Consider the following 26855-nt stretch of genomic DNA (forward strand, 5'->3'; position numbering starts at 1 on the left):
CCGCCGAAACCGTATAAAACTATTGATGTTCTTTTTCTTTTGCAATTTCTTTTTTTACCCATTCCAGCTGCGGATCTTTTTTATCGATAATATCCTGCATGCTTTCTGTAATGGTAATATCAGGGATGACTCCTTTTTTTGTATTCAGAAAATCGATGTTGGGTTGCACCAATAACAATCCAATAGGAAGATTGATCCTCGAATTAGGTAGCTTTTGGTAGGAATAAAATCCTGCAACAGTTCCGTCATTCGCACCGCCGGTTTCTTCGCCTACAAGAACTGCCCGTTTATCATATTTCAGTTTCGCTGTGATAATTGAAGACGCTGAAAAACTTCCGCCGTTGATCAGTACAAAAACCTTCCCATTGAAGGCGTTCTTGTTGGGTTTCGTAGGTTGATCTGCTTTCATTTTATAGTAGACCTTTCCATCTTTTTTATAAGTACTGAAAGTCTGGGCAAAAACATAAGTAGGGTAGGCCAGACTCTTAAAAGCATATTGAAAAGCACTGCTTTTTCTGAAATAATTGGTCTTTAGAGGAGTCAGTCTTGACGTAAGCTGTGATGGTTTTATCAGGACATAGGGCTTCGGAGCCAGATATGAATACAGGTTGTTGATCTCATACAAAGACCCGCCGTAGTTGTTGCGGACGTCTATGATAAGGTATTTGGATCCGGCATTTTTTATCTTTGCAAATGTTTCCTTGTAAAACTTATCAGAATAATCCCTTGAAAAACTTTTTACTTTTATATACGCTGTTGTGCTGTCTTTATCTAGAAATTTGAAATTCCGGTTATAAGAATTGCTTGAGGCTACATAATCATTCACTTTCTTCTCAGGAGTGCGTTTTTCCAGCTGTTTATCCTGGTCCAGATCATTTTTGGATTTGGATTCCCGGTGTAATGTATATGTGTGTTTTTCACCGTTGTACAGTGTTTCTATAGTTGCGGTGTTTTTAAACCCGTTTTCTGCAGTATAAAAATTAAAGAAAACATCCTTTAAAAAATAAGACTGAAAGGTATTGTTATAGCCGTCGCTGCTGATGAGTTCACGGTATTTTTTTAAATATTCAGTAACAGGAATAGCATTGATAGACAAAACTTCAGTTCCCGGTTGTATATTTTCTATTGAGTCTCTGTTTTGAATGATATAGAGATGATTATCTTTTACATAATATTCAAAACGGCTGAACATTCCTTTCTTATTTTCAATAGTTTTGATTTCTCTTTTCGAAAACTTTTTTCTGGGGATTCTCAGCGACAAATGTCCTTCACGGATATCTGCAATAACGGGTTGCAGTTTAAAATAAAACTGCAGCGGAGTCAGAGGTTCGTTGATTGTCTGTTTCAGGCTGTCAAATTTATGGTCAAGATCCTGTTTGGAAATATACCAATAAAGCTGGGGATGCATCTTCTGAAGCTTAGAGTAGGCATAGTCTATGTCCTCCTTAAGCTTGTCCGGTTCAATGCATGACGCTCTCTGTTCATTATGCCTTCTGATAGAAGCACATGAAGAAAGGGCTGCTGCCAGCAATATGATCGAATAATTTTTCAATGTGTTTTGACTTTTTCAATCGGCTAAGTTAAAAAGTTTAAGATTATTCTCGATTAAATAAATAATAAATTATTCCAAAAGCTTTATAAATTTAGTTAAAAATAACCTTCTATAGAATGATATTTTTAAGAGAAAGTAAAAGTCAATACCTTTGTCCCTTATTTAAATGCAGATGATATATTTGATTTTAATTGTTGTTTTTCTGGTTGCCATGTACTTCATAGTAATGAATCTGCCGGCTTTCGGAGCAGAACCGAAAGGCAAAAGATTGCAACGCATAAAACAGTCAAAACTTTATAAAAACAGGGAATTTCAGAATATCAGCCATACTCCTAATATTGCTGAAGGGCACAGTACCCTAAAAGTCACTTATGATTTCCTATTCGGTAAAAAAGATCCTTTGCTAAAGCCATTAAAAGCGATTCCTTCTATTCATACAGATTTAAGAAATATCCAGAAAAACCAGGATGTGTTCATCTGGCTGGGGCATTCATCCTATTTTCTTCAGACCGACGGTGTTTCCTTTCTGATCGATCCGGTACTGAGTTTATATGGTTCTCCTTTTAAATATTTCAACAAAGCTTTTAAAGGATCAGATATTTTTAAACCGGAAGATATTCCCAATCTTGATTATTTGGTGATTACGCATGATCATTTTGACCATTTGGATTATCCAACAGTGAAATCAATTAAAGACCGGACGGGCAGGGTTATTGTGCCTTTGGGAGCCGGAGCACATTTTGAAAGATGGAGCTACCATGAAGAAAGTTTGATTGAAGAGGAGTGGGGAACAGAAGTGCTTTTAAAAAATAATCTAAAAATAACCTTCACACCGGCGAGGCATTTTTCCGGAAGGAAAATAAAGCAAAACAATACGCTGTGGACATCCTACGTTCTGGAAACTCCTACGAAAAAGATATTTTTGGGCGGTGATAGTGGATACGACTCTCATTTTAAAACGGTAGGGGAGCAAGTGGGTCCTTTTGATTATGCAGTTCTTGAGAACGGACAATACGATGAAGCCTGGAAATATATACATGCACTGCCCGAAGATGTCATTCAGGCAGCGATTGATTTAAAAGTAAAAAATATTATTCCTGTTCATTCTTCAAAATTTGCACTGGCTCTTCATCCCTGGAATGAACCGCTTCAGAAAGTAACAGATTTAGGAAAAGAAAAAGGTCTCAATATCCTTACCCCGATGATTGGGGAAGTATTGGATTTGAACCATTTTGACCATCAGTTCAGAAATTGGTGGGAAGACTGATTCAGGCATGCCAGATGTCCTTGTACCTTGCAGGATGGTTTTCAAACTGCTGGCGTACAAAATCACATTCCGGATCTACCAGAAGATCTTTTTCCTCAGAATAGCGTACCAGTTCATCCAAAAGCATTTTGGCATAGCCGTGCCCTTCACGTTCCTCAATAATTTTGGTATAATAAACGATCAGGAGCCTTCCGTCAATTTTTATAGACATATATCCTGCTTTCTCTCCATCCAATAATAGTTGCAGTTCGTCCTGATAGGGAGATATCTCAAACTTTATATTTTCCATAATAATTAAGATTTAGTTGAGTTTAAATGATTTGCTTCATTCAGTTCATCAAGCATTGAATAATCTGGCAACATGACAATCCTATCGGATTTATACTTCTCACTCTTAAAATTACAAATTAAAATAATACGAAACATGAGTTTTCCCTAAACTTAACGAAATTTTAAGTTCTTTTAAAAAGGTGAGCGCGTTGTAGTGTTTCAGACTAAGAGCTTATAACAAGGGTCCTTTACTTGTAATTCGTGGTGTGCTGAACAAAGTTCTGAGGATATTATTCTAAGATGGACCAGGGGTGATTTGTTTTTTTAACAAAGATTAGGATTGTGCTTTATGAGATTGGCATTTTAATTGACTATGCTAAAACAGTTTAACTTTAAAACAAGCTAAAAGATGAAAAAAATATTAATTGCATTAATGCTTGCAGGCACATTTGGCCTCACTTATGCGCAGTCAGATTATTATAACGATTACAGAAGAAGTATCACAGATGTTAACTGGCAATCCGTGGCTGCAGATCTACTGCTTTCGGTAGCACAAACCAACCAACTGAATGCTTTAAATGACAGATACCGTGATTATGATTCCTGGAACAGGGCTTATGTAAGCCAGCCCGATCGATGGAGAGAAGACAGGTATTATGAAATAGAAAGAATACTTGGAAGAGAAAAGTATACTAAGTTTAAAACTAAATACTATAAAGGCCAGAATCCTGTAGCGGTCTATAACCGTAACAAGAATAACTATAAGAAAAGTAATTCCAAACAATACAAAGAGTATAGAAAGGAATATAAAAAAGAACACAAAAAGGGACATCATTAAGTCTCAAATATCAACTATATATTCAATTTTAGATGGCTGGCATTTTTGCCGGTCATTTTTTATGGTATCTATAATCAGAATTTAAATATTTTTATTCGTTTGAATTTTATAACTTAGTACTATGGAATCTAAAGAAACAATAAAAGGATTTTATTTACGCAATGCTTCAGTACAGAGGCTGGAGACTGATACCACTGCAGGAGTAGGACATTTTAATGTGTTTACACGGGAAAGCTGCTCACTCTTAACCCCTTATAGCAGGAGAGATTATTATAAAATTTCACTGATTATTGGAAAAGGAAAGCTTCATTATGCAGATAAATGGATCTATGTAGACCGTCCAGCCCTGTTATTTTCAAATCCCATCGTTCCTTATTCCTGGGAAGCAGAGAATGATGACCAGACTGGCTGGTTCTGTCTTTTTACAGACCAGTTTCTGCAGAATGGTACCCGTCTGGGGAATCTTCAGGATTCACAACTTTTTAAAATTGGAGGAACCCCTATTTTCTTTGTCGATGAAGAACAGCAGAAGACTATCTCAGATCTTTTTATCAAGATGATGTCCGAGATCGAGTCCGAGTATATGCACAAATATGATATGCTCCGTACCTGCCTCCATCTTTTGATTCATGAAACCATGAAAATGCATCCTGCGGAAAACTTTGAGCCCTATCAGAATGCGTCACATAGGGTTGCTTCATTATTTATGGAACTTCTTGAAAGACAGTTTCCCATTGACAGCCCTGAAGCCTATTTGAAGTTAAAAACACCCAATGATTATGCACAAAGTTTGTCCATTCATGTCAACTCTTTAAATCGTTCCGTAAAAGAAATGACCGGAAAGACTACAAGCCAGCAGATTGCTTCAAGAATTACTCAGGAAGCCAGCGCACTGCTGAAACATACAGACTGGAATATCTCCGAAATTGCCTATGGATTAGGATTTGAAGAGCCTGCTTATTTTACCAACTTCTTTAAAAAGCAGACCGGATTAGCTCCCAATGCCGTCAGAACAACGGTTGTTTGATTTTTATAATTCTTAGTTTGAATTCTATAGAGCATCCGGGCTGTCCTTGTTATAATTTTGTCTTATCAATTTAAAATCACAACCCATTATGAAATTCAGAAAATTAGGAAACACAGGAGAGCAGTTATCTGCAGTAGGTTTAGGATGTATGGGAATGAGCTTTGCTTATGGCCCGGCAGATGAACAGGAAAGCATCAGCACATTACACAAAGCATTAGACTTAGGGGTCAACTTTTGGGATACGGCAGATATGTATGCAGCCGGAGAAAATGAAAAACTGATCTCAAAGGTTTTGGTTCCCAACCGGGATAAGATCTTTATAGCTACCAAATTCGGATTCAGGTTTAAAGATGGAAAACCAAGTCACAGCGGAGCTCCGGGAACGTATTTTGACGGTTCGCCGGAATGGATCAAAAAAGCCGTTGATTTAAGTCTTCAGAGACTGAAAATAGATACCATTGATCTTTATTACGCCCACCGGATTGATCCGAATATTCCGGTAGAAGAAACGGTAGGTGCTATGGCAGAATTGGTAAAAGCAGGAAAAGTAAAGTATCTTGGGTTATCAGAAGCTTCTCCGGAGTCTATCAGAAAAGCGAATGCCATTCACCCGATCACAGCGTTGCAGTCAGAATATTCCATTCTTACCAAGGATATAGAAGATGAAATACTTCCGACCATCAGAGAACTGGGAATTACATTGGTGCCATATTCTCCGTTGGCAAGAGGCCTTTTTGCCAATATCAATGAAGTGCAGAATTTTGGTGACGAAGATTTCAGAAAGACATTACCGCGCTATCAGGAAGAGTATTTGGAAAATAACAGAAACCTGGCCAGAGAAATCAATGAATTTGCTCAGTCTAAAGGTATAAAAGGAACTCAGTTAGCCCTGGCGTGGGTGTTAAACCAGGGAGAAGATATCATTCCGATTCCAGGAACTAAGCGCATCAAATATCTGGAAGAGAATATTGAAGCGGTGAACATCGATCTTTCACCATCAGATCTGGAAACCATCGATAGTCTTCTTAAAAAATACCCTAATGTAGGGGAGAGATATACTGAAGGTTCTATGAAATTAGTCAACAACTAAACATCCCTATTTCCGGATTCCTGCTTATTATTCAGGAATCCGGATCTATTATAAAAACACCTATTTTGATTATGAACAGAAGAGAACTTTTAAAAAACGGACTGATGGCAGGCGCATTAAGCTTTGTCCCTTTTACAGATGTTTTTGCAGGAACTAAAACAATTGTGCCGGATTCGGAAGAAGATCTTTCCGGATTTAAAAAGATAAAACTGGGAGAATTGGAGGTATTCATTCTTACGGATGGATATATTCACGAGAAAAATGTCGATACATTCTGTCCGAGAGCCGATGTGCCTCAATTGAAAACAATTCTGAGGGATAATTTCCGACCGGATGATTATATAGACATGGCGATGAATCTGATGCTTGTCAAAACCAAGGACAGAATCGTTTTATTGGATACCGGAATGGGGATTTTTGCTGATGAAAGAACTGGTTTTCTTTTAAAAAGTCTTCAAAAGGCCGGGTTTTCTCCGAAAGATATCACAGATGTTTTTATTTCCCATGCTCACCCGGATCATATCGGTGGAGTGGTAGACAAACAGAATAATTTGGTTTTCCCCAATGCAGATTTTTACATTTCAAAGATTGAACATGACTTTTGGCTACAGGCTTCCATGAAAGATTTTAAAAACAGCTTTCTAAAGACCCAGCCGGAATTTCTTAATCAGGTGATTCCGCCTATCCAGAATATTCTGAAAACAATTCGTCCGAAGCTCAGGTTTTATGACTTTAAAAAGCCTTTGTATGATCATTTCAGTTTTCAGCTCGCTCCCGGACATACACCCGGACTTACGGTCATGACTATTTCTTCCGGTAGCGATACACTCATATATGTGGCAGATCTTATCCATTCCGATGTGATCCTTTTTCCGCATCCTGAATGGGGTTTTTCAGGGGATACAGATCTTGATATTGCTGTAGAATCCCGTAAAAAACTCTTATCACAGTTAGCAGAAACCAAGACTAAAGCTTTTTCTTATCATCTTCCATGGCCGGGACTTGGCTTTACAAAAAAGAAAGGGTCCGCCTATGAATGGATTCCTCAGAGCTTTATGAACTAATTAAACTTCAATTTTCTACGACATAGTTTCTATAATAAATCCTCTCATTTCCGGGAGGATTTGTTGATTAATAGTCTAAAGAGTTTGAGAATGGCAATGTATTTTAAATAGTATTTATTTGAAGACTTAATTAGGAATGGTTTCAAAATTTATTAATTCGGACACAAAAAAAGCCCCTTAAAAAGGAGCTTTCGTTTATATCAATCAGGAATTAAATTCTGTCAATGATTTCATTTAAAACAGTACTTGGTCTCATCGCTGCATACGTTTTATAGGTGTCAGTTTTGTAATAACCGTCAATATTTTGAGGCTTACCCTGAGCGCTTATTAATTCGGCATTGATAACCTCTTCGCTTTCCTGCATTGCGTTTGCAACCGGAGCAAAATGAGAAGCCAATTCAGCGTCTGCAGTCTGGTTAGCTAAAGCTTCAGCCCAGTACATTGCTAAATAGAAGTGAGAACCTCTGTTATCGATCTGTCCGACTTTTCTTGCTGGAGATTTATCAGTCGCTAAGAATTTAGCGTTAGCCTCGTCTAATGCATCTGCTAAAACCTGAGCTTTAGTATTTCCCTGCGTCTGAGCCAGGTGCTCTAAAGAAGCCTGAAGTGCTAAGAACTCACCTAGAGAATCCCATCTTAAATAACCTTCTTCCAGGAACTGCTCAACGTGCTTTGGAGCAGAACCCCCTGCACCTGTTTCGAATAAACCACCTCCGTTCATCAATGGAACGATAGAAAGCATTTTTGCAGAAGTCCCTAATTCAAGGATAGGGAAAAGGTCCGTTAAATAGTCTCTCAATACGTTTCCTGAAACAGAGATTGTATCTTTCCCTTCTCTTGCTCTTTTAAGCGTTTCAGTCATAGCATCCTTTACATCCAGAATTCTGATGTCAAGACCTGCAGTATCATGATCCTTAAGATATTTTTCTACTTTTTTGATGATTTCTCTGTCGTGCGCTCTTCCTTTGTCTAACCAGAAAATAGCAGGTGTATCAGAAAGTCTTGATCTGTTTACCGCTAATTTTACCCAGTCCTGGATAGGAGCATCTTTCGTCTGACACATTCTGAAGATATCACCTGTTTCTACTTTTTGAGAAAGAAGAACGTTTCCTGCTTCGTCCTGAACTTCAATAGTTCCGTCTGCAGATGCCTGGAAAGTTTTGTCGTGAGAACCGTATTCTTCAGCTTTTTGAGCCATTAAACCTACGTTTGGAACAGAACCCATTGTGGTAGGATCTAATTTTCCGTGCGCTTTCATATCATCAATAACAGACTGATAGAAACCTGCATAAGAACGGTCCGGGATGATGCATACCGTATCTTCTTCCTTACCTTCTTTGTTCCACATTTTACCGCCTCCTCTTACAAGGGCAGCCATAGAGGCATCAACGATGATGTCAGAAGGAACATGGAAATTAGTAATTCCTTTGTCAGAATTTACCATGGCCACTCTTGGTCCGTTGGCTAAAGCAGCTTCAATATCGGCTTTAATCTCAGCTTCCTGAGCATTTCCTTTGATTTTATCAAAAAGGTCAGCAAGACCGTTGTTTGGATTAACGTCTAAAGATTTGAATGTTTCAGCATATTTAGTGAAAACATCCTTAAAGAAAGTTTCTATGATAGCTCCGAAAATAATAGGATCAGAGATTTTCATCATCGTAGCTTTCAGGTGAGCAGAAAGAAGGACGTTTCTGTTTTTAGCTTCATCGATAGCTTTCTGTACAAAAGCTCTTAAAGCATTTAAGTTCATTACAGAAGAATCAATCACTTCTCCCGCCTGAAGACCTGCGAAATCTTTTAATAAAGTTTCAGCACCGTCTGCTCCTTTGAATGTAATTTTATATTTTGTGGCATTCTCAAGCGTGGTAGAAGTTTCTGTTCCGTAGAAATCTCCGTTGTCCATGTGAGCAACATCAGTTTTGCTGTCAGAAGCCCAGTCACCCATTCTGTGAGGATTGGCTTTTGCATAATTTTTAACCGCTTTCGGAGCACGTCTGTCAGAGTTCCCTTCTCTTAATACAGGGTTTACAGCACTTCCTAAAACTTTAGCATATTTAGCTTTGATCGCTTTTTCGTCATCATTCTTAGGCTCTGCAGGATAATTGGGAACGGCAAAACCTTTAGACTGTAATTCAGCAATAGCTTCATCTAACTGAGGAGCAGAAGCTGAAATATTGGGTAATTTGATAATGTTTGCATCTGGTTGAGTGGCCAATTGACCTAATTCAGCCAATGCATCACCGATTTTCTGGTCATCTTTCAAAAACTCAGGGAAGTTGGCTAGAATTCTTCCCGCCAAAGAAATATCCGGAACGGCAATCTCAATGTTTGCTGATTTTGTAAATGCTTTTACGATAGGTAAAAACGAGTGTGTTGCCAACATTGGAGCCTCATCCGTAAGGGTGTAATAGATTTTTGATTTGTCTGACATTATACTGGTATTTATTATTTGATTTTTTAAGAATCACAAATTTACTAAATATGATTGTTTTATAGAGTTATTTTGCATAAAAAAAGAGGCAGGTGCCTCTTAAGTTTATATTTGTGTGATGGTATAAGTTCCGGTACCATCAAAATTGAGGCTGAATTCAACCTTATAGTTTTTGGGTGTGGTAGAAGAAAGATTGGGAAAGGTAATCGCTGCACCTTCTATATCAAAAGATCCGTCATTCAGGTTATCTCCTAAATCTTCAACCTCTAGACTATCTGAGGCAAGCTGGATATAAAATGAACCTCCGGTACTGGTGGTAACTCCATTGATAATGGCCGTAAATTTTCCTGTAGCATTATTATAGGTGACAGAAGTTACAGGCGTGGTACCTGAAATAGCAGTAAACTTGATTTTGGGAACAAAGTTGAAGAAACCTGCCTTCATTTGCGGACCGTTAGAAGCGACCAGGATCTGGTAGTATCCGTTGGACGCAACATTATAATTACTTCCGTTAGCAGTAACGAATCCGTTGGAGTCTGAACCGTAAACCTGTGCACCATTACTCGGTGAAGCTATGAACTTAATCTGGGTATTGGCCTGAAGGTATTTATAACCCACTTTCGTAGTGCCGTTTCCCCGTAGTAATTCAGCGGAGGAAGGAGTAAAGGAGTTATATGATCCATACGTATATAAGTTGGAAGGTAAAGTATTACCAGATGAACTCGTATTCGTAGGCAGACTTAATATACCGGAGTCGCTTACGTTTAATGTATAATTGGTTCCGTTTGGAGATACCAGAGTAATGCCCTGGCCAGGACCAGTAACGATTGTTTTACTTACCTGCGCATAAGGAACACTCATTAGTTGATTCACTCCAACATTGGTATAATTACTTCCACCAGCAGGATCCATTTCTACTTTTACAAATTTGGTATTGGTTCCCCAGTTAATTCCTCCGAAACTCCCTGTAGATGCAGTTCCCTGTCCAATATTTAAATTAATCAGACCTTTAGAGTTAGTCGTTTTGTTATGTGTTTCAGTATACAGAACGTTTCCTGTAGCAGTGTTTTCTAAAATGCTTATTTTTAAAGATACATTTCCGTTGGCAATTGGAGCTCCGGCTGCATTGAAAGCAATCGTCTGATAGCTGAAAGCCTGTGGAACCTGTGCACTTAATAAAGTGGCAATACATAATCCTATAGTAGCGTAAAGTTTTTTCATGTTTGAAGAGTTTTTAAGGTTTTTTAATGATTTTAATAGGTTTAAGATCCGGATTTTTAAAAGTGATCATATACACTCCGGAATTAAGACTGCGGAGATCAAGCTTCCCACTGTCCAGTTTCACTTTTAATACAAGCCTTCCCGCAGTGTCATACACTTCTGCATCCTCAATTTTTGATGTTGAGTTTAAAGTGACATGAACAAAATCAGCGGTAGGGTTGGGGTAGATCTTGACATGGTCTTTCTCAAGTTCTTTAATACCTAAAACCTTTAAAACAGATTGATAATACATTCCCATAGTTCCTGAATTAGCCTGGTCAGGATCAGTAGGAATTACATAGATTTCTCCTACAGAATGCGTGAAATTGGTATCAGAAACTGCCCCGGAATTAACATTCCCGATCACAGACTGGGCGAAACCAAAGACCGGCACTCCAAAGAGCAAGAGAGTAATTTTTTTTCGCATTGTTATTATTTTTTTTGGATAACGAATATAAATAAAAATCTGACTAAAAAATCACTGCGGGGAGATAAGTCTTTTTATTTTCACTTTAAGAATTATTTAACCTTTAATTGACTCTAAAAGCTTTCTATTTTAAGTAAATTTGAAGAACAAAAAAATAAATTATGTCAAATATTACATTAAAAGGAAACGCAGTCAATACAATAGGAACTTTACCATCAGTAGGAACTACCGTTAAGGATTTTGCTTTGGTAGATTCAGGTTTAAATGTGAAAACACTTCATAGTTTTGAAGGAAAGAAAAAAGTGTTCAATATTTTCCCAAGCATTGATACGCCTACTTGTGCATCTTCAGCAAGAAAATTCAATGAAGAAGCTTCAGGCTTAGGTAATACAGTTGTGATCAACGTTTCTAAAGATTTGCCTTTTGCTTTGACAAGATTTTGTGCAGCTGAAGGATTGAATAATGTAGAAACCCTTTCAGATTTCAGAAGCAGTTTTGGTGACGATTATGAAGTAACCATTACAGATTCTCCGTTAAAGGGTCTTTTAAGCCGTGCTGTCATCGTAACGGACGAAAATAATAAAGTAGTTTATACAGAGCAGGTTTCTGAAATTGCAGACGAACCTAATTACAGTGCTGCTATTGAAGCATTAAAATAATTTTGAGATAAAATTTTTATAAAAGCCTTGTGAAAGTTTTATTTTGCAGGGCTTTTTCAGCAGTAAGAATGTCAAAAATCCGGGTCAGATGGTAAAGAGAATTGTAGCCAATATAAAGACAGATGATCTGTCAAAAGCAGATCATTTCTATCGTGATATTCTGGGTCTTGAAATATTGATGGATCACGGATGGATCAAAACTTTTGGAAATCAGGAAGATGCAAAAGTTCAGGTAAGTTTTGCCAACCAGGGCGGAAACGATACCGAAGTTCCTCATCTTTCTATTGAAGTGGATAATGCAGATGAAGTGTATGAGAAAATGCAGGAGGCAGGTTTCGAAATTATTTACGCAATGACCAATGAAGACTGGGGAGTACGCAGATTCTTTGTCAAAGATCCATTTGGACAATTAATTAATATACTTTCACATCAATAATTTACTTGCAATAAGTAATATTAATTCAAAAAGACAACTTTTACACATGAAAGCAGAGAAGATCATTCCGGTTCTCAGGATTTTTGATTACAAAAAAGCGATCGAGTTTTATATCGATTGGTTGGGGTTTAAAGTGGTATGGGAACATCATTTTGAAGAAAATACACCTGTTTATATGGAAGTGAAAAAAGAAAACATCATTCTCCATCTAAGCGAACATCATGGAGACGGAACGCCCGGAAGCAGAGTGTTCATCTGGGGAGAAGGTGTTGCAGATTACCACAAAGAACTGATTGATAAAAAATACAAATACAACCGCCCCGGACTTGAAAAAGCCTTTTATGGAGCGGTATCTTTTACAGTAGATGATCCGTTTGGAAATAAAATCATATTCAACGAAGAATTTGATGAAGAGAAACATAAAGACCTTGAATTCTTTTCAATTCATTAATATCAATAGGAACGGACTTTAGTCCGTTTAATAATGAAATGAATAAGAAAATCGATGATTCAAATCATCAAAAAAGAATCAATACAATAATTACCTTTACACTTTAGAATATACTATGAAACGTTCAGGAACTGCAGATATGCCTTTACATTACGGAAAAGTACCGCCGTGGCTGTATGAGCGTATGTCCGCACTTGGACTTTCCATTATTGAAGTCATTTTAATGGATTATGGTAAAGATGAAGTGCTCAGAAGGCTGGCAGATCCCTTCTGGTTTCAGAGTTTTGGAGCTGTGATGGGAATGGACTGGCATTCTTCAGGGATTACCACTTCTGTGATGGGCGCTTTGAAACGTTCCATTAACCCTAATTCTCAAGCGCTGGGGCTTTATATCTGTGGCGGAAAAGGGAAATTATCAAGAGAAACTCCATCGGAACTTATTCAGATTGCTGATAAAACAGGGCTGAACGGCCATGAACTGGTAAGAGCCAGCAAACTCTCCGCGAAAGTGGATAATACAGCCATTCAGGATGGGTATCAATTGTATCTGCATAATTTTATTTTAGCGGATAACGGAAGCTGGAGTGTGGTGCAACAAGGAATGCATGAATCAGATGGTACCGCGAGACGCTATCACTGGCATTCCGGAAATATCAAATCATTTATAGAAGAGCCTCACACAGGGATCAATGGTGTTTCCAGAGGAAAGATCCTCAACCTTACCGATGCTGAAGCTTCAGAAAACAGAAAAGGAATTCTGGATATTTCCCATACCGATTCCATTGATGTCATGAAAGATTTTTCAAGATTGATTCTTCCTGCTCATCACGATGTTCAGGCCTCAGACGTTGATTTAAAACGCTTGGGTGCCCTTTTATATCTCACCCGCGAGCAGCAACCTCAGAATTTTGAGGATCTTTTAATGTTCGAAGGCGTAGGACCCAGAACCATGCAGTCTTTGGCATTGGTGAGCGAAGTGATCCACGGTGCTCCGTCAAGGTTTGCTGATCCTGCACGATTTTCCTTTGCCCATGGTGGAAAAGACGGACATCCTTTCCCGGTTCCAACCAAAACCTATGATGAAAGCATCAGTATTCTCAGAAAAGGAATCGAAAAATCCAAACTTGGAAACTCTGATAAGCTGAATACTTTAAATAAACTTCATCAGATTGTGGCAGCCACCGAAAAAGACTTTACACCGGATTTCGATATCCAGCAGGTGATAGAAGAAGAAAGACAGAATTCATGGCGCTTCGGAGGAAAAACGGTTTTCGGAGATGCCGAACCTCCCAAAAAACCAAAACCAATCCAGCTTTCTCTATTCTGATATAATGTATAATAGTTCAGAATGTTTTCTTACGCTCAATTTTTTTAATAATCATCGGTTCTTACGATTACTCCCATTGAATGGGCGAGTATTCCCATCCTTTGGAAGGGTGGCAAATTGAAGATTTGACGGGGTGGTTAAAACATGTTTAATTATTTAGAAACAATAAAAACAGTTAGTAATAATACTGTTAAATGCAGCTTTCTTTACATATTTTATTGATTTGTTTAATGCTTTTGATCCATGATTCAATTAAAAATTCTATTTTTAAAGCTTTAACAAACACCGACTCAATGACCAGTAAAGCCTTAGAAATCTGCTATGATTTCCCGTTTTTTCTACAGGAAGAGCTTGACGAAATATTTCAGGCTCATGAAAAAGTGTCATTCCAAAAAGGAGACATCATTCTTGAAGAAGGAAAAATGGCCAATGAATATTATATTCTGGAAAAAGGCCTCGCCCGCTCCTATGTCAACGATTTTAGCGGAAATGAAGTAACCACCCACTTTTTTGCAGATAATGAGATCATTATTGAAGTCTTATCCCTTTTCCAGAGAATTCCTTCCCAGGAAAATATCGTCTGCATCACAGACTGTGAATGCTGGAGGTTTGACTTTGAAACATTCCAGGAGCTGTACCATAAAATTCCTAATCTCAGTGAATGGGGCAGATCATGGATGTCAAAAGAGCTTTTTGTCTATAAACAGCGTTCGGTGGAAATGTTTACCCTTTCTGCAACCAAACGTTATCTTAATCTTTTAGAACAAAAGCCACAAGTGGTGCAGTTTGCACCCCTCAAACAGATCGCCTCCTATCTGGGTGTTACAGATACTTCTCTGAGCCGGATTCGTAAAGAAATAGTTTCCCATCCCAAGAAAAATTAAATCTTGTCCTATGACAAGTTGATTTTCATAAAGGCTTGGTAATTTTGGTTAAAAGTTAAACATCAAATAATTATAATATGAAAATCAATCAGATCTATGTCAATCTTCCTGTAAAAGATGTGCAGAAAACAAGAGAATTTTGGACAAAAATTGGTTTTTCTTTCAACGAACAGATGTCTAGTGAAAAAGCAGTTTGTATCGAAATGAAAGAAGAACAGATCTACGTTATGTTTCTGACCGAAGAATCTTTCCAGACTTTTTCCGAAAGACCTGTTCCAAAAGGCGATACTACCCAGGTTCTTGTTGCGATTAGTCTTGACAGCCGGGAAGAAGTTGATCAGGTAGTGAATACAGCTTTGGAAAATGGAGCTACCCAGCATGAGGAACCTCAGGATTACGGATGGATGTATCATAATTCTTTCTGGGACATTAACGGACATGGTTGGAACGTCATGTTTGCGGACGCTTCTCAACTCCCAGTAGAATAATTAATCAGTTGGATAAAAAATTAAAGGCAGTCAATACTCCTATTCCGGAAAGCAAAAAATAACCAGATAAAAATAACGTGTTAATTTGGAAAGTCATCATAAAGAATCTGTGGCTATCCGGATACCCTGTGGGGGAAAATGAGAAACTTGTCATATTCTCCAGTTCAGCGAATCTGCTTGATTCAGGAGACGTAAAAATAAAAATCTAAAGTTATGGAAACACAATCCAATGATATAGAAATCATAAAAATTCACGTATTCAGCAATTATAAAGTGATTTCAATGAATATCGACAGCATCACCCATGAAGAATCTATGATCTTTCCGAATGGTGAAGCGAACTGCATGAACTGGATTTTAGGACATTTAATTTACATCAGAAATGCTTTCTTAAATGTTCTTGGCGAAGAATCTGTGTGGGACAGTGAAAAATTTTCATGCTACAACAGAGGAGCTATTCCACTTGAAAGAAAAGAGGAATTGGTCACTTTTGAAGAACTGAAGTCTTATCTCCAGCAATCTCAGGATAAACTGGAAGCAAAGCTCATCAGTATGGAAAGCTTTCATCCGGAAACGGTGAACGATATTGCGATCCTAAGCTTTCATGAAAATTATCACAGTGGACAATTAGGCTACCTCAGAAGAATTCTCGGAAAACCGGGCGCTATAAAATAATCCTGAAAAGAATAGCTTGATGTGAAACATCACCAAAAAAAATCCAAATCCCTAATACTATGGACAATTCCTTTTCAATTCTCCACGACCTGGAAGTCGATTCCACCCTGGAAAATGTATTTCGAATGGTTTCCGTTCCCGAATTTCTCAATGAATGGTGGACCCATTATTGTCAGGGCGTCCCCGAGCCCGATTCAGAATATACTTTCGAATTTTCCGAAAAGGATATTTTAAAAGGAAAAATCTCAAAATTCAATCCTCCTTATGAAATTGAATTTTTAATAACAGACGGTGATAAAGATTGGGTAGAAACCAGCGTTGGGTTTATTTTAAAAGAAGCCGGAAATGGAACTAAGTTAAGTTTTTATCATACCAACTGGAAAGATACCAATGAGCATTTTCGTCAGACCTCATTTTGCTGGGCACTGTATTTAAGAGTTTTGAGAAAATTTGCAGAAGAGGGACTTCATGTTCCTTATTCAGAAAGATATCATTTTTAAAACAACTAAAAATCAAAGAAATGGACACACCAAAATCAAAAAAAATGGAGATCGTTATGCCGGCTTACAGAATGCACACCCAAAGCTTTCTCAATGTTTTGGACGGTATTTCGGAAGAAGATGCATTGAAAAGAATTGACGGAAAAACCAACCATATTGTCTGGATGGCAGGGAACTTTGTGAATATGCGTTATAGCCTGGGTTGGGTTTTAGGACTCAGAGATGAAGATCCTTACAGCGATCTTTTCTTTCAGGGAAAAGCACTGGATGAAAGTTATAAGTATCCGAGTTTAGATGAATTGGAGAAAAACTTCCATGATATTTCGCCAAAAGTATTTCAGAAGCTGGCGGAAGTGACTGATGAAGAATTGGACGAAATATTCGAGATCGGGATGAATATTCCTTTTGTCCGTGAAACCAAACTCAATTTCGCAGGAATGTGTATAGGTCGTGAGGACTATTTATGCGGACAGATAGGTTTGATGAGAAGAATATTGGGTTATCCGGGAATGAAATATGATATGGATGAAAATCTAAAGTATTAGTATGGAACCCAAAGAAAAAGGCTACAAACAGGTCAACGGAATCCGTATGTATTACGAAGTTTATGGCTCAGGAAAACCTGTGGTACTGATTCATGGTGGCGGTTCCTCGATCCTGTTTGATTTTAAGGAAATAATCTCCAGACTGGAAGGACAGTTTCAGTTAATAGGAATTGATCTGCAGAACCATGGAATGACTGATCACCGGGATATTCCCGAAACTTTTGAACAGGATGCTCATGATGTAACCGCTCTTTTAAAAGAACTCCACATTGAAAAAGCTTCCTTCTGGGGCTTCAGTAACGGAGGGAATACCGTGATGCAGATTGCCCACCGTTACCCTGGAATTGTTGAAAAACTGATTGTTGCCTCCGCATTCTACAAAAGAAATGGAATGATGGATGGCTTTTTCGAAAGTATGGCAGAAGCCACTTTGGAATCAATGCCCGAGCCTCTTAAGATCAATTTTCTTAACCTGAATCCGGATTTTTCAAAGCTTGAAAATCTTTTCGATAAAGACAGCAAAAGGATGCAGACTTTTGAAGATTGGGATGAGGCTGTTTTAACCTCTATAGAAGCTCCCACCTTATTGATCAGCGGAGACAAAGACGTTATGAAACCTGAACATACGGTAGAAATGTGGCGATTGATCCCGGATTCTCAACTGATGATCCTTCCGGCAACCCACGGCTCCTATATGATGGCCGATTTTGGAGGAAATACAGACCATAATTTAATAAATCTAACGGTTAACGAGGTGACGAAATTTCTAAACCCTTAGCGTTTAAAACAAAAACATAAAAATCATTACTATTAATTTAAAAATCAAAAATCATGGCTAAATTAAATCCATACCTCAATTTTGACGGAAAAGCAGAAGAAGCTTTTACCTTTTACAAATCTGTTTTCGGAGGAGAATTCCGTGGAGAGGTTTTCAAAATGGGCAATGCCCCGGGAACCGAAAACTTATCAGACGAAGAAAAAAACAGGGTGATGCATATTGCTTTGCCAATCGGAGATGACCTTCTTATGGCTTCGGATATTGTTCCAAGCTTTGGACAGACCCTTAATGTAGGAAATAATAATTATGTTTCAATTTTCCCGGAGTCCAGAGACGAAGCAGACAGACTGTTCAAAGGACTTTCTGAAGGCGGGAATGTAGAAATGCCGATTGAAGACCAGTTTTGGGGCGATTATTTCGGAAGCTTTCAAGACAGGTACGGAGTTCATTGGATGGTGAACTATAATGAAGAATACACAAAATAATCTTATATTTAACTCAATTATAAGGGCAGTTCAAACCCGGACTGCCTTTTTACTTCAACATTAAAAAGTAGAATTATGGATCCTATTAAGATAGATATTACGATTTTAGCTCCTGTAGAAAAGGTTTGGAATTATTTTAATGAACCAAAACACATCACAAAATGGAATTTCGCCCATGAAACCTGGGAATGTCCAAGTTCGGAAAATGATTTGAGAGTAGGAGGTAAATTTAAGACCAGAATGGAAGCGAAAGACAAAAGTTTCGGTTTTGATTTTGAAGGAATCTATGATGAGGTGATTCCGAATGCCCATCTCAAATATCATTTAGAAGACGGAAGAAAAGTAGAAGTTATATTTGACAAGATAGACGAAAATACGACCAAGGTGACCGAAATTTTCGATCCTGAAAAACAGAATTCCGTGGAGATGCAAAGAGACGGCTGGTATGCTATTCTCAATAATTTTCACAAGTACGTTGAAAATCACTAAAACACACAAGTGCAGTCATGATCAATCTCTTAATAATGGCAAAATGTTTAGGCTCTATTTGTGCTGTTAATCATGTTGTTAAAAGTAATAATTTCCTGTGTGGTATTATTGCAGTACCGGCGAGAAGGTCTTTAGAAAGAGAAAAAATAGACTCTTTTGAAAAACTTTCGGACTATTCTGAAGAAGAGATCATGCAACTTCATGGTTTCGGGAAGAACGCCATGGAAAAACTTAAAAATCATATGAAGGAACATCAGGTTTCTTTCAAAAATTGACACCTGTAATTACCGGATATTTTTTGTCATTGTGGGCCCAATTGGTTTGCAGTGATTCATAAAACTATATATCAACCCTAAATTTAATAGTATGAATAACGATATTTTTCCATGTCTCTGGTTTGATGAAGAGGCTAAAGAAGCCGCAGAATTCTATGGCCAGGTCTTCGACGGAAAGATCACCGCAGATACTCCTGTAGTCATGAATATGGATCTGTTCGGGCAGAAACTGATGCTGCTGAACGGAGGTCCCCACTTTAAAAAGAATGCATCCATTTCCTTTATGGTCATCTGCGAAACAGAGGATGAGGTACAACAGTATTGGGATCAGCTGACAGAAGGAGGAATTGTTCTTATGGCTCTGGATTCTTATTCCTGGAGCAAGAAGTACGGCTGGGTGCAGGATAAGTACGGCGTTAGCTGGCAGCTGTTTTTAGGAGACAAACAGGGATCGCAGAAAATCATTCCTACGATGATGTTCATCCATGAGAATAACGGAAAAGCAATGGAAGCGATGGAGTTTTATACCCAGACATTCCCCAATTCAAGCATTGGAAATATCCTGAGATATGGAGACGGCGGAGAAGGACACCCTATATCCGAGCCCGCTGAAAATGTACAGCATGCTCATTTTACCATTGACGGTTACAGCTTTTTCTGTATGGATAATTCTTATGATCATCCATTCGATTTCAATGAAGGAGTTTCTATCGTGATCATGACCGATGACCAAAAGCAAACCGATCACCTTTGGAACACCCTTATTTCAGAAGGTGGAAGAGAAAGCATGTGCGGCTGGCTGAAAGACAAATACGGAGTAAGCTGGCAGATTGTTCCCAAAAGACTGATTGAATTAATGAACGATTCAGATCAGTTGAAGGCTCAAAAAGTAGTTCAGGCGATGATGAAGATGCAGAAAATAGTTGTGGAGCAATTGGAGGAGGCCTATCGTTCATAAAGCCAAAATAGTCAAATTATTTCTTGTGAGTTGGCCATTGCTACCAACTGAAAATTCCACTAAAATCTTAAATTATGAATAATAATATCTTTCCATGCATTTTGTGCGGTGGAGATGCTAAAAAATCAGCAGATTTTTATTGTGAGCTATTTAACGGGAAAATTACCGTAGATACAGAGGTTGTTATTAATATTGAGCTTTTCGGACAGAAAATAATGCTTCTTAATGGTCCACAACAGGAGAAAAATCCTTCAGTCTCTTTTATGGTGATCTGTGATACTGAAAATGAAGTACAACAATATTGGGATAAGCTAAAAGAGGGAGGGGAAGTTCTGATGGATCTCGATGCCTACCCCTGGAGTAAGAAATATGGCTGGATACAGGATCAGTATGGGGTTAGCTGGCAGCTGTATTTAGGTGAAAAGGCAAGCGACCAGAAACTGGTTCCTACCTTGATGTTTATTCATCACAACAACGGAAAAGCTGTGGAAGCTATAGAGTTTTATACAAAGGTTTTTCCCAATTCAAGTATTGGAAATATATCAAAATATGAAGATGGAGGAGAGTCTGTGGAGAATCCTGAGCATGTCATGCACGCCCATTTTACCCTGAATGATTACAGTTTGTTCTGTATGGATAGTTCGCATGATCATCAGTATGATTTTAATGAGGGCATTTCAATGGTGGTGATGACTGACGGTCAGGAAGAAACCGATTATTTCTGGAACAGTCTTTCCGCTGAAGGAGGCAACGAAGAAGTGTGCGGATGGGTAAAAGATAAGTATGGGTTAAGCTGGCAGATCTTTCCAAAACAGTCAATGAAGTTGGTGAGTGACCCCGATAAGGATAAAGTTCAGAAAGTTCTTCAAGCGATTATGAAAATGAAGAATATTATCATAAAAGACCTGGAAGAGGCTTATCATTCTTAAGATAGATTGGCTAAAAGGTGAAAAATAAATTCCTCTTTTAGCCCTTTTCCGTTTGTATGTTTCAGTTTTCGGCTTGCTGTTTGATGTAGTTTAGGGAAAAGATTTGCTTATGAAAACACAGAACAAGTCACAATCCAAATCAAAAGTTCCCAAAGAAGGACTTTTCCCGGAAATCATCCGTAACGATTATGAGGGAAGCCGGAAGCTCAAAGGAAAAAAGGCGGTCATCTCAGGAGGAGACAGTGGAATAGGCCAGGCTGTAGCCGTTCATTTTGCCAGAGAATGTGCAGATGTTGCAATCATTTACAATGAAAGTGATGACGATGCTAAAGAAACCAAAAGATTGGTAGAAAATGAAGGCCAGCAATGTATGCTCATCAAAGGAGATCTCACCAGAAAAGCATTCAGAGCAAAATGTGTGGAAAGGATAAAAAAAGAGTGGAAGAATTTGGATATTCTGGTTAACAATGCAGGAATTCATACTTCGAAAAACACTCTGGAAAAGATATCTGATAAGCAAATTCAGGAAACTTTTAATACCAATATACTTTCGATGATTTCTTTAACGAGAGATTATCTGCCTTTAATCAGTGAAGGAGGCCGGATTATCTGCACCACTTCTGTTACAGCATACCGTGGAAGTGATCATCTGATCGATTATGCAGCAACCAAAGGGGCTATTTTATCTTTTATCCGGTCATTGTCAACCAATCTTGCTGAAAAGAAAATAACAGTGAACGGAATTGCTCCCGGACCCATCTGGACGCCTCTTGTAAAAGAAGCTTTTGATGATCTTTCAACATTTGGAAAAGATACTCCTATGAAAAGGGCAGGACAGCCTTCAGAAGTGGCGCCGGCTTATGTTTTCCTTGCTTCAAAAGATGCCACTTATATTACAGGAGAAGTAATTCATATCAATGGCGGAGATTTCGTTGGAGGATAAAATCAGAAGTTAGAGGCTAGAAATTAGAAGTTAGAAGTTAGAAGTTAGAAACTGGAAGTATAACGATCAATAGTAGTATTTTTAACATTTACCATCTGAAATCTGACGTCTGGCATCTTGGCTCTTGATTCTTGACTCTATCTAACCCTAAATAAAAAAACAATGCAAAAAATATTTTTTGAAATTCAAATCGATGCACCGAGTGAGAAAGTGTGGGATGTACTTTGGAGTGACATCACTTACAGACAATGGACTACTGCTTTTACAGAAGGTTCTTTTTATCAGGGAACATTTGAAGAGGGAAGTATCATGAAATTTTTTGATCCCAACAATAACGGAATGTACAGCCGTGTTGAAAAAAATATACCCCACAAAGAAGTCAAATTCCTGCACCTCGGAGAAATTTATGATGGTGTAGAAACACCCCAGGATTGGGGCGAAGCTACAGAAGCTTATATTTTAGAAGAAACAGAAATAGGGACAATTTTAAAAATTGAAATTCAGACTCCTGAAGAGTTTAAAGAGTATTTTGAAGAAAAATTTCCGACAGCTTTAGGAATTGTGAAAAATCTTTCTGAAAATCAATTATAAACTGCAAAAATCATCAACCATAAAAATTTAAAATATGGAAACCTTATCTTACGAAATCATTATCAACGCCTCATTACAGAAAGTATGGGACGTTCTGTGGACTCCCGAAACCTATACCGAATGGACTCAGTATTTCGGTCCCGGATCTGTAATGAAATCCGACTGGAAAGTGGGCGGAAAAACTTATTTTGTGAATGCAGAAGGGGCAGGGATGGTATCAACTATCGACAGTCTGGATGAACCCAATCAGATCATTTTCAAACATCTGGGAATGGTAGATAAAGAAGGCAACGAAGACATACACAGCAAAGAAGTAATGGAATGGAGTGGTGCTTTCGAAAAGTATATTCTTATCGATCTGGATGGGAAAACCAAACTTCATACTGAGGTACAGGTCGAAAAAGAATGGAGAGAGCATCTGAATACGGGATTTTTAAAAGGCCTGGAAGTGGTAAAAAATCTTGCCGAAAATAAATAATCCATATATTACTTTAACAAAAAAGAACCTAATAGATTTTTGAAATCTATTAGGTTTAATATGGATATCATGTGAAGATGCATTATCTTTCTAATCAGTTATAACCAACAATCCTATGAAATTATTAAGCATCCTTTTTGGAACATTTATTCTCGCGTTACTTGCCACCTTTGTTCTTCAGGGAAAACCTGATTTTCTATTCTCCGGAAATCTGGGAATGGCTGTATTCATTATATTTACAGGTTTTTCACACTTTAAATTTCAGAAAGGAATGGGCATGATGATTCCCGAGTTTGTTCCCGGTAAAATGTTCTGGGTTTACTGTACGGGAGTTCTTGAAATTGCTGCCGGAATAGGATTAATGATCCCTTCAATACGTGAATTGACTGCGATACTTCTTCTTATTTTTTATATCCTGGTTTTTATGGCGAACATCAATTCTTCAAAGAAAAACATCAATATTTTCAAAGCAGATTATACCGGTCCCGGCATGCAGTATCTTTACCGTGAAAGAATCCCAATGCAGATTATTCTGATAGCATGGACCATATATTTTGGAATTTATTTAAATTAAACCCATCTGTTTAAATAAACTCATTCTATCATTTTTTTCATAATTGATGTAACATTTTGAGGTTAAAGGTGTCCTATTATAGAGAAGACTTACAAAGTTGACCTAACACTTAACATTAAATCACATGAGTTATGAATCTGAATACTAAAATTTTTGGTGCGGCTCAAATCGTACTATCAGCCATTATGATCAATGCACAGACTTCAACGGCTAAACTGCCGGGCGACCTTACGCTTCCTACTTCCAAAGAAAATCTGGATAAGCTGATTTCCTATGATAAAGGGAACTTCAAGTACAAAGTAGAAGACTATTTTGCCAGACCCAATGCTTCACAGTTTAAAATTTCACCGGACGGGCAATATCTTTCCTATAAAGAAAAAGACAAAGACAAAAAGAATCACGTCTATGTAAAAGAACTGAAAACAGGGAAAATCACGAAAGCTATCGTAGAAAAAGATGATCTTATCGGAAATTACGGCTGGCTGGACAAAAAAAGACTTTTCTACACGCAGGATAAAGGAGGGAATGAAAATACCCATATGTATGCCGTAGATATTGACGGACAGAATCTTAAAGATCTGACTCCTTTTGATGGAGTAACCCTCAATTACGCAGATATCATTAAGGATACAGAATTCGTTATTGTTGCTCTGAATAAAAATAATAAACAGATTTTTGAACCTTATAAAATCAATTTCAATACAGGTGAAATGACTCAGCTTTTTGAAAATAAAGACGTTAATAATCCTATCGACGGCTATATTTTTGACAAGAAAGGGAATATGAGGGGATATACGGTTCTGGAAAATGGATTGACCACAAAGACCTACTATAAAGATTTGGAGACGGGTAAATTTAACCTGATCAAATCAACAGACTGGAAAAACACCTTCAATATTATTGGATTAAACGATAACTCTAAAAATAAAGATGAAGCGTATGTAGTCACCAATTTAGACAGTGATAAAGAAAGAATCGTGCTGTATGATCTGAAGAAAAATGCAATTATAAAAGAAGTGTATTCTAATCCTGTATATGATGTCAGTTCTATAAGTACTGCTCGTAAAAACAGGAATTATGAACTGGATTATATCAGTTATAACGGGGTTAAAAGTGAGACCATTCCGGTAAGTAAATTTTATAAAGAAGTTTACGACAAATTAAAATCTGAATTCAAAGACAAAGAATTTTCGGTGGTTTCCTCCGATGATAATGAAGACAAGCTTTTAGTGGTAGTAGGAAGCGATAGATTATATGGAACTTATTATGAATATGATACAAAATCTAAACAGATAAAACTTCTGTATAACTTGATGCCACAGCTGAAAGAAGAGGATATGGCAGAAATGAGGCCTATTGAATTCAAAAGCAGAGACGGGCTGACAATTCGGGGGTATATCACAATGCCGAAAGATGCGGTTAATGGCAAGAAAGTTCCATTGATTGTTAATCCTCACGGCGGCCCGCAGGGTGTTAGAGATAATTGGGGATTCAATCCTGAAGACCAGCTTTTTGCCAGTAGAGGATATGCAACACTGCATGTGAATTTCAGAATTTCAGGAGGTTATGGAAAAGAATTTCAACACTCAGGCTATAAGCAGATAGGGCGTAAAGCAATGGATGATGTGGAAGATGGAGTAAAATACGTGATAGAACAAGGCTGGATCGATAAAAATAAAATCGCCATCTACGGGGGAAGCCACGGTGGTTATGCGACCCTGATGGGACTTATCAAAACACCGGATCTTTACGCGTGTGGAGTAGACTATGTAGGAGTTTCCAATATCTTCACATTCTTCGAATCTTTCCCGGAATACTGGAAACCTTACAAAGAAATGGTAAAAGAAATATGGTATAATCTGGACGATCCCAAAGAAGCTGAAATTGCTAAAGAAGTTTCTCCTGTCTTCCATATTGATAAGATCAAAAAACCTTTATTTGTAGTTCAGGGAGCCAATGATCCAAGAGTGAATATCAATGAATCAGATCAGATTGTAAAGGCGATGCGTGCCAAAGGAGTTGATGTTCCGTACATGGTAAAATATGATGAAGGTCACGGATTCAGAAAAGAGCCAAGCAGAATAGAACTGTATAAATATATGATGGGCTTCTTTGCCGAGAATTTCAACAAGAAATAATACAGATTGTATAATTATAGGAACGGAGAGTGTTATGCTTTCCGTTTTTTTGTGGATAGAGTCGTGAGTCGAGAATCAAGAGTCAAGAGTCAAGAGTCAAGAATCAAGAACCAAGAACCAAGAACCAAGATTCCAGATATCAGATATGAGGTTTTAGGCTGAGACTGAGGCTAAGACTAAGACTAAGACTAAGACTAAGACTAAGACTAAGACTGAGATTAAGAGGTAATCATTTGAAGTTTAAATATTCAAAACTTATAATCCACTCACCCTGAAACAAAAACCCGGTACAGGATTTTTTTGTTCCGGTTTCAATCTCCTTCTCTAAAACTCTAAAACTCTAAAACTCAGAAACCCGCTTCCAGAAACAAAATCCCAACAGTCAATAATTTTTTTTAAATTTATTAAAGTAAAACCAAAAGGCAGATCGTCATAGCAATATGGAGGTTGTCGAAGAAATAACAATGCCACAGGAGGAGAAAGCAAGTATCATCTCACAAACCGTTTCAAAGTACGGAGGAAAGCTGATGTCTTATATTCGTCCGAAAGTGAAAAACACCGAAGATGCGGAAGATATTCTGCAGGAGGTTTGGTATCAGTTCAGCAGTATTACCAATCTTTCTGAGATTGTAAACGTGGGTGGATGGTTATATAGAGTCACTGCAAATAAAATCACAGACAAGTATCGTAAGAAGAAAACCGAAAATCTTGAAGATTTCGTGTATGAAGATGAAGACGGAAGTTTTTCTATAAAAGATATTCTTTTGTTGGATGAAAGTGCAGGTCCGGAAGTGAAAATGTTTCAGGATGAAATTTGGAAAAAATTATTTGAAGCATTGGATGAACTTCCCGAAAAACAAAGGCTGGTTTACGTTGAAAATGAATTAAACGACAAAACACTTCAGGAAATTGCCAATGAACAGGGCGAAAATATAAAGACCATTATCAGTAGAAAAAATTATGCTGTGAAGCATTTGAGAAATAGACTGAGAAGATTATACGAAGATTTAAATAGTTAGTAAAAAG

Annotated in this window: 31 protein-coding genes; 26 read left to right on the plus strand and 5 right to left on the minus strand. The window is 37.8% G+C overall.

The window, feature by feature from the left end:
• Window positions 1–19: 19 nt before the first annotated feature.
• Window positions 20–1552, minus strand: a complete 1533-nt coding sequence (locus tag HHL23_RS15940) for a S41 family peptidase (RefSeq protein WP_169235781.1) — start codon at window positions 1550–1552, stop codon at window positions 20–22.
• A gap of 172 nt (window positions 1553–1724) precedes the next feature.
• Here HHL23_RS15940 and HHL23_RS15945 point away from each other — a divergent pair, with 172 nt between their 5' ends.
• Window positions 1725–2819, plus strand: coding sequence for an MBL fold metallo-hydrolase (locus HHL23_RS15945; protein ID WP_169235782.1), 1095 nt, complete (start codon window positions 1725–1727; stop codon window positions 2817–2819).
• Window position 2820: 1 nt separating this feature from the next.
• On the opposite strand, the gene HHL23_RS15950 is transcribed toward HHL23_RS15945, so the two are convergent.
• Window positions 2821–3108, minus strand: a complete 288-nt coding sequence (locus tag HHL23_RS15950) for a GNAT family N-acetyltransferase (protein ID WP_034725627.1) — start codon at window positions 3106–3108, stop codon at window positions 2821–2823.
• A gap of 390 nt (window positions 3109–3498) precedes the next feature.
• Here HHL23_RS15950 and HHL23_RS15955 point away from each other — a divergent pair, with 390 nt between their 5' ends.
• The 4 genes from HHL23_RS15955 to HHL23_RS15970 all read left to right on the plus strand — a co-directional run bounded on the left by HHL23_RS15955 (window position 3499) and on the right by HHL23_RS15970 (window position 7108).
• A complete protein-coding gene (locus tag HHL23_RS15955; protein WP_169235783.1) occupies window positions 3499–3927 on the plus strand; it encodes a hypothetical protein in 429 nt (142 codons plus the stop codon).
• A gap of 121 nt (window positions 3928–4048) precedes the next feature.
• On the plus strand, window positions 4049–4954 hold the full coding sequence (locus HHL23_RS15960) for a helix-turn-helix domain-containing protein (protein WP_169235784.1): 906 nt from the start codon (window positions 4049–4051) through the stop codon (window positions 4952–4954).
• Between the two features lie 88 nt (window positions 4955–5042).
• Entirely contained in the window at window positions 5043–6044 is a 1002-nt protein-coding gene (locus HHL23_RS15965) for an aldo/keto reductase (protein WP_169235785.1), read from the plus strand.
• Window positions 6045–6115: 71 nt separating this feature from the next.
• Entirely contained in the window at window positions 6116–7108 is a 993-nt protein-coding gene (locus HHL23_RS15970; RefSeq protein WP_169235786.1) for an MBL fold metallo-hydrolase, read from the plus strand.
• 211 nt (window positions 7109–7319) lie between these two features.
• Here the strand turns inward: HHL23_RS15970 and HHL23_RS15975 are convergent, their stop codons facing one another.
• The 3 genes from HHL23_RS15975 to HHL23_RS15985 form a co-directional block, all read right to left on the minus strand.
• On the minus strand, window positions 7320–9539 hold the full coding sequence (locus tag HHL23_RS15975; protein WP_169235787.1) for an NADP-dependent isocitrate dehydrogenase: 2220 nt from the start codon (window positions 9537–9539) through the stop codon (window positions 7320–7322).
• Window positions 9540–9644: 105 nt separating this feature from the next.
• The gene (locus tag HHL23_RS15980) at window positions 9645–10760 is read right to left on the minus strand and encodes a cadherin repeat domain-containing protein (protein ID WP_169235788.1); all 1116 of its coding nucleotides are present in this window, start codon (window positions 10758–10760) and stop codon (window positions 9645–9647) included.
• Window positions 10761–10773: 13 nt separating this feature from the next.
• Window positions 10774–11226, minus strand: coding sequence for a T9SS type A sorting domain-containing protein (locus HHL23_RS15985; RefSeq protein WP_169235789.1), 453 nt, complete (start codon window positions 11224–11226; stop codon window positions 10774–10776).
• A 161-nt stretch (window positions 11227–11387) separates the two neighbouring features.
• On the opposite strand from HHL23_RS15985, the gene tpx reads away from it, so the two are divergent.
• From tpx to HHL23_RS16090, 21 genes are all read left to right on the plus strand, one after another.
• On the plus strand, window positions 11388–11885 hold the full coding sequence (gene tpx, locus HHL23_RS15990; RefSeq protein WP_169235790.1) for a thiol peroxidase: 498 nt from the start codon (window positions 11388–11390) through the stop codon (window positions 11883–11885).
• A gap of 88 nt (window positions 11886–11973) precedes the next feature.
• Window positions 11974–12321 (plus strand): VOC family protein, encoded by a 348-nt coding sequence (locus tag HHL23_RS15995; protein ID WP_169235791.1) that lies wholly within the window; start codon window positions 11974–11976, stop codon window positions 12319–12321.
• A 46-nt stretch (window positions 12322–12367) separates the two neighbouring features.
• Window positions 12368–12772, plus strand: a complete 405-nt coding sequence (locus tag HHL23_RS16000; RefSeq protein WP_169235792.1) for a glyoxalase superfamily protein — start codon at window positions 12368–12370, stop codon at window positions 12770–12772.
• Window positions 12773–12887: 115 nt separating this feature from the next.
• Window positions 12888–14099 (plus strand): DUF763 domain-containing protein, encoded by a 1212-nt coding sequence (locus HHL23_RS16005; protein ID WP_169235793.1) that lies wholly within the window; start codon window positions 12888–12890, stop codon window positions 14097–14099.
• Between the two features lie 293 nt (window positions 14100–14392).
• Window positions 14393–14983, plus strand: a complete 591-nt coding sequence (locus HHL23_RS16010; RefSeq protein ID WP_169235794.1) for a Crp/Fnr family transcriptional regulator — start codon at window positions 14393–14395, stop codon at window positions 14981–14983.
• A gap of 77 nt (window positions 14984–15060) precedes the next feature.
• On the plus strand, window positions 15061–15471 hold the full coding sequence (locus HHL23_RS16015) for a VOC family protein (protein ID WP_169235795.1): 411 nt from the start codon (window positions 15061–15063) through the stop codon (window positions 15469–15471).
• 213 nt (window positions 15472–15684) lie between these two features.
• Window positions 15685–16146, plus strand: coding sequence for a DinB family protein (locus HHL23_RS16020; RefSeq protein WP_169235796.1), 462 nt, complete (start codon window positions 15685–15687; stop codon window positions 16144–16146).
• 59 nt (window positions 16147–16205) lie between these two features.
• Window positions 16206–16646, plus strand: coding sequence for an SRPBCC family protein (locus tag HHL23_RS16025; RefSeq protein ID WP_169235797.1), 441 nt, complete (start codon window positions 16206–16208; stop codon window positions 16644–16646).
• A 20-nt stretch (window positions 16647–16666) separates the two neighbouring features.
• Window positions 16667–17191 (plus strand): DinB family protein, encoded by a 525-nt coding sequence (locus HHL23_RS16030; protein WP_169235798.1) that lies wholly within the window; start codon window positions 16667–16669, stop codon window positions 17189–17191.
• A gap of 1 nt (window position 17192) precedes the next feature.
• A complete protein-coding gene (locus tag HHL23_RS16035; protein ID WP_169235799.1) occupies window positions 17193–17969 on the plus strand; it encodes an alpha/beta fold hydrolase in 777 nt (258 codons plus the stop codon).
• A gap of 53 nt (window positions 17970–18022) precedes the next feature.
• Entirely contained in the window at window positions 18023–18454 is a 432-nt protein-coding gene (locus tag HHL23_RS16040) for a VOC family protein (RefSeq protein WP_169235800.1), read from the plus strand.
• 75 nt (window positions 18455–18529) lie between these two features.
• Complete coding sequence (locus HHL23_RS16045) at window positions 18530–18943, plus strand: SRPBCC family protein (RefSeq protein WP_169235801.1); 414 nt, start codon at window positions 18530–18532, stop codon at window positions 18941–18943.
• Window positions 18944–18978: 35 nt separating this feature from the next.
• On the plus strand, window positions 18979–19218 hold the full coding sequence (locus HHL23_RS16050; RefSeq protein ID WP_228464798.1) for a helix-hairpin-helix domain-containing protein: 240 nt from the start codon (window positions 18979–18981) through the stop codon (window positions 19216–19218).
• Between the two features lie 91 nt (window positions 19219–19309).
• Window positions 19310–20176: a VOC family protein gene (locus HHL23_RS16055; protein WP_169235803.1), complete on the plus strand. Its 867-nt coding sequence runs from the start codon at window positions 19310–19312 to the stop codon at window positions 20174–20176.
• Between the two features lie 74 nt (window positions 20177–20250).
• The gene (locus HHL23_RS16060) at window positions 20251–21105 is read left to right on the plus strand and encodes a VOC family protein (protein ID WP_169235804.1); all 855 of its coding nucleotides are present in this window, start codon (window positions 20251–20253) and stop codon (window positions 21103–21105) included.
• A gap of 109 nt (window positions 21106–21214) precedes the next feature.
• The gene (locus tag HHL23_RS16065; RefSeq protein ID WP_169235805.1) at window positions 21215–22048 is read left to right on the plus strand and encodes an SDR family oxidoreductase; all 834 of its coding nucleotides are present in this window, start codon (window positions 21215–21217) and stop codon (window positions 22046–22048) included.
• A 162-nt stretch (window positions 22049–22210) separates the two neighbouring features.
• Window positions 22211–22639 (plus strand): SRPBCC family protein, encoded by a 429-nt coding sequence (locus HHL23_RS16070; protein ID WP_169235806.1) that lies wholly within the window; start codon window positions 22211–22213, stop codon window positions 22637–22639.
• A gap of 34 nt (window positions 22640–22673) precedes the next feature.
• Entirely contained in the window at window positions 22674–23117 is a 444-nt protein-coding gene (locus HHL23_RS16075; protein WP_169235807.1) for an SRPBCC family protein, read from the plus strand.
• Window positions 23118–23232: 115 nt separating this feature from the next.
• Window positions 23233–23691 carry a DoxX family protein gene (locus HHL23_RS16080; RefSeq protein ID WP_169235808.1) on the plus strand — a complete coding sequence of 153 codons (459 nt, stop codon included), beginning with the start codon at window positions 23233–23235 and terminating at the stop codon, window positions 23689–23691.
• A 131-nt stretch (window positions 23692–23822) separates the two neighbouring features.
• Window positions 23823–25829 carry a S9 family peptidase gene (locus HHL23_RS16085; protein WP_169235809.1) on the plus strand — a complete coding sequence of 669 codons (2007 nt, stop codon included), beginning with the start codon at window positions 23823–23825 and terminating at the stop codon, window positions 25827–25829.
• 440 nt (window positions 25830–26269) lie between these two features.
• Entirely contained in the window at window positions 26270–26848 is a 579-nt protein-coding gene (locus HHL23_RS16090; protein WP_034707508.1) for an RNA polymerase sigma factor, read from the plus strand.
• Window positions 26849–26855 lie beyond the last annotated feature (7 nt).

The organism is Chryseobacterium antibioticum (assembly GCF_012927325.1).
Lineage (GTDB): Bacteria > Bacteroidota > Bacteroidia > Flavobacteriales > Weeksellaceae > Chryseobacterium > Chryseobacterium antibioticum.

What these genes read in the sequence shown, in the direction of transcription:
- HHL23_RS16025 (WP_169235797.1), top strand. Translation starts at nt 16,206, where the DNA reads ATGGACAATTCCTTTTCAATTCTCCACGACCTGGAAGTCGATTCCACC.
- HHL23_RS15970 (WP_169235786.1), top strand. Translation starts at nt 6,116, where the DNA reads ATGAACAGAAGAGAACTTTTAAAAAACGGACTGATGGCAGGCGCATTA.
- HHL23_RS15960 (WP_169235784.1), top strand. Translation starts at nt 4,049, where the DNA reads ATGGAATCTAAAGAAACAATAAAAGGATTTTATTTACGCAATGCTTCA.
- HHL23_RS16045 (WP_169235801.1), top strand. Translation starts at nt 18,530, where the DNA reads ATGGATCCTATTAAGATAGATATTACGATTTTAGCTCCTGTAGAAAAG.
- HHL23_RS16070 (WP_169235806.1), top strand. Translation starts at nt 22,211, where the DNA reads ATGCAAAAAATATTTTTTGAAATTCAAATCGATGCACCGAGTGAGAAA.
- HHL23_RS16050 (WP_228464798.1), top strand. Translation starts at nt 18,979, where the DNA reads ATGGCAAAATGTTTAGGCTCTATTTGTGCTGTTAATCATGTTGTTAAA.
- HHL23_RS15965 (WP_169235785.1), top strand. Translation starts at nt 5,043, where the DNA reads ATGAAATTCAGAAAATTAGGAAACACAGGAGAGCAGTTATCTGCAGTA.
- HHL23_RS16000 (WP_169235792.1), top strand. Translation starts at nt 12,368, where the DNA reads ATGAAAGCAGAGAAGATCATTCCGGTTCTCAGGATTTTTGATTACAAA.
- HHL23_RS15955 (WP_169235783.1), top strand. Translation starts at nt 3,499, where the DNA reads ATGAAAAAAATATTAATTGCATTAATGCTTGCAGGCACATTTGGCCTC.
- tpx (WP_169235790.1), top strand. Translation starts at nt 11,388, where the DNA reads ATGTCAAATATTACATTAAAAGGAAACGCAGTCAATACAATAGGAACT.
- HHL23_RS16030 (WP_169235798.1), top strand. Translation starts at nt 16,667, where the DNA reads ATGGACACACCAAAATCAAAAAAAATGGAGATCGTTATGCCGGCTTAC.
- HHL23_RS16075 (WP_169235807.1), top strand. Translation starts at nt 22,674, where the DNA reads ATGGAAACCTTATCTTACGAAATCATTATCAACGCCTCATTACAGAAA.
- HHL23_RS15950 (WP_034725627.1), bottom strand. Translation starts at nt 3,108, where the DNA reads ATGGAAAATATAAAGTTTGAGATATCTCCCTATCAGGACGAACTGCAA.
- HHL23_RS15985 (WP_169235789.1), bottom strand. Translation starts at nt 11,226, where the DNA reads ATGCGAAAAAAAATTACTCTCTTGCTCTTTGGAGTGCCGGTCTTTGGT.
- HHL23_RS16015 (WP_169235795.1), top strand. Translation starts at nt 15,061, where the DNA reads ATGAAAATCAATCAGATCTATGTCAATCTTCCTGTAAAAGATGTGCAG.
- HHL23_RS16065 (WP_169235805.1), top strand. Translation starts at nt 21,215, where the DNA reads ATGAAAACACAGAACAAGTCACAATCCAAATCAAAAGTTCCCAAAGAA.
- HHL23_RS16080 (WP_169235808.1), top strand. Translation starts at nt 23,233, where the DNA reads ATGAAATTATTAAGCATCCTTTTTGGAACATTTATTCTCGCGTTACTT.
- HHL23_RS16090 (WP_034707508.1), top strand. Translation starts at nt 26,270, where the DNA reads ATGGAGGTTGTCGAAGAAATAACAATGCCACAGGAGGAGAAAGCAAGT.
- HHL23_RS15975 (WP_169235787.1), bottom strand. Translation starts at nt 9,539, where the DNA reads ATGTCAGACAAATCAAAAATCTATTACACCCTTACGGATGAGGCTCCA.
- HHL23_RS16060 (WP_169235804.1), top strand. Translation starts at nt 20,251, where the DNA reads ATGAATAATAATATCTTTCCATGCATTTTGTGCGGTGGAGATGCTAAA.
- HHL23_RS16035 (WP_169235799.1), top strand. Translation starts at nt 17,193, where the DNA reads ATGGAACCCAAAGAAAAAGGCTACAAACAGGTCAACGGAATCCGTATG.
- HHL23_RS16055 (WP_169235803.1), top strand. Translation starts at nt 19,310, where the DNA reads ATGAATAACGATATTTTTCCATGTCTCTGGTTTGATGAAGAGGCTAAA.
- HHL23_RS16010 (WP_169235794.1), top strand. Translation starts at nt 14,393, where the DNA reads ATGACCAGTAAAGCCTTAGAAATCTGCTATGATTTCCCGTTTTTTCTA.
- HHL23_RS15945 (WP_169235782.1), top strand. Translation starts at nt 1,725, where the DNA reads ATGATATATTTGATTTTAATTGTTGTTTTTCTGGTTGCCATGTACTTC.
- HHL23_RS15980 (WP_169235788.1), bottom strand. Translation starts at nt 10,760, where the DNA reads ATGAAAAAACTTTACGCTACTATAGGATTATGTATTGCCACTTTATTA.
- HHL23_RS16005 (WP_169235793.1), top strand. Translation starts at nt 12,888, where the DNA reads ATGAAACGTTCAGGAACTGCAGATATGCCTTTACATTACGGAAAAGTA.
- HHL23_RS15995 (WP_169235791.1), top strand. Translation starts at nt 11,974, where the DNA reads ATGGTAAAGAGAATTGTAGCCAATATAAAGACAGATGATCTGTCAAAA.
- HHL23_RS16020 (WP_169235796.1), top strand. Translation starts at nt 15,685, where the DNA reads ATGGAAACACAATCCAATGATATAGAAATCATAAAAATTCACGTATTC.
- HHL23_RS16040 (WP_169235800.1), top strand. Translation starts at nt 18,023, where the DNA reads ATGGCTAAATTAAATCCATACCTCAATTTTGACGGAAAAGCAGAAGAA.
- HHL23_RS16085 (WP_169235809.1), top strand. Translation starts at nt 23,823, where the DNA reads ATGAATCTGAATACTAAAATTTTTGGTGCGGCTCAAATCGTACTATCA.